The sequence below is a fragment of the Pallidibacillus thermolactis genome (assembly GCF_025660415.1).
Lineage (GTDB): Bacteria > Bacillota > Bacilli > Bacillales > Caldibacillaceae > Pallidibacillus > Pallidibacillus thermolactis.
Genome location: NZ_JAOUSE010000101.1, coordinates 1 through 1,632, shown reverse-complemented (window position 1 = coordinate 1,632; position 1,632 = coordinate 1). Strand labels below are relative to the sequence as shown.

General features: G+C 42.5%; 1 protein-coding gene. It reads left to right on the top strand.

Annotated elements, in window-relative coordinates:
* Nucleotides 1–192 precede the first annotated feature (192 nt).
* Nucleotides 193–1,536, top strand: a complete 1,344-nt coding sequence (locus OEV82_RS16025; RefSeq protein WP_263062439.1) for an ISLre2 family transposase — start codon at nucleotides 193–195, stop codon at nucleotides 1,534–1,536.
* Nucleotides 1,537–1,632 lie beyond the last annotated feature (96 nt).

Below are 1,632 nucleotides of genomic sequence, written 5' to 3'. Positions count from 1 at the left end.
GTATGAGTAAAATTATTGTGGGCAAAATTTAACCCCCTCATTTGTTGAGGGAACGTTAGAACGCTCAACAAATGAGGGGGCCACCAAGCGAAAGCGCGGTAGTTAATAAGCAAATAACATGAAAAAGAGGGTTACTCCTTGGTAGAATCTTAGTCAACCAAAACTAAATCACAAACAAAGGAGTAACCCCTCATGCAAAAGAATAACACAGTATATCCAAATTTAAAACAGATTGAGCAATTAGTTTGGAGGCAATTACAGGAAACCTTCTCAAAGGTCATGAAAACACTATTAGAGGACATGGACAAGCAGATTGCTGAAGAACGAAATAAAAAGCGTTATCGTCTACTCGATAAGCGTACCACCACTATTATCAGTCTTTTTGGCGAAATAAAGGTGAAACGGAACTACTACCGAGACAGGGAGAAAGGTGAATATGTCTATCTGCTTGATCGCTCTTTGGAATTCGAAGGGACCGGCTCCTTTAGTCCGCTGATAGAAGAAGCGGCTCTAGAGCTTGCCATTACAGGGCCATCCTATCGAAAGGCAGAACACACGCTTGAAACACTTTTAGGATACCGAGTGATTAGTCACGAAGCTATACGTCAACACCTGTTACAGATTGAAAGTATCCCAAAAGAGCGACAGCCTGTAAACTATCCTGTCCTATTCGTGGAAGTGGACGGCCTATATGTGAAACGTCAAGGAAAAGGAAAACGGGGCAAGGAAGAAAAAATTGCAGCGGTTCATCAGGGCTGGGAAATCAACGGAAAACGAGTAAGTTTGAAAGACAAACGCCATTTTATTCACCGTGGGAACCAGCCATTTTGGGAGGCGTTTGAGGATTTTCTCATTGAAAACTTCGAGTATGACCCAACTGTCCATAAGCTAGTAATAAACGGGGATGGTGCCGGATGGATTACAGCCTGTCGAGACCATTTTAAAGGCAGGGCATTCTTTTCAATTGACCGTTTCCACGTGGCAAGGGATATTCGCAGCTTATTCCGTAAGCATCCTCGCTATCGCCAAATGCAAAAGGCACTAGCGTCCTATGACAGTCAGAAACTACTCACGGAATTAAACAGTGCTGTTGGAACACTAGAGACAGAGGATCAGGAAGAACGTCTTGACCAATTGATTCGTCAACTAGAAAAATATCCTGAAGCCCTCGGGGATTACCGGAAGTGGCTCCAAGAACAAGGTATTGACACCAAAGGAATGCGTCCAATGGGAAGTGCCGAGGGAACGATGAGTGTCTTCGCAAAAAGGCTCAAAAATGGACGTAGCTGGGTAGAAAAAGGCGTAAGTGCCATGATTACTGGATTGGTGGCTTTCCTAGACAATCTGGCATTGAAAACATTATTTGGGAAAGTCGAAGGATGGACAGAAACCAAGGAGGAAAAGAATCCACCAAAACATTACGTAGAAAAGGTGACAAGTACAATTGGTGAAGTCACAAGAGACAATCTCCTATACCTAAAAGGTAAGGCAAATATTCCAGTGTACAAGACTTTAAAGGAGTTGGCCGGATTTTAAAAAAGATAAATTTTTTATCAAGAGAGTACCCTAAAATAGTGAATTCGCTTTCATTGTTAGGGAGAAAAAAACTGCCCACAAATACTTGACTCAATC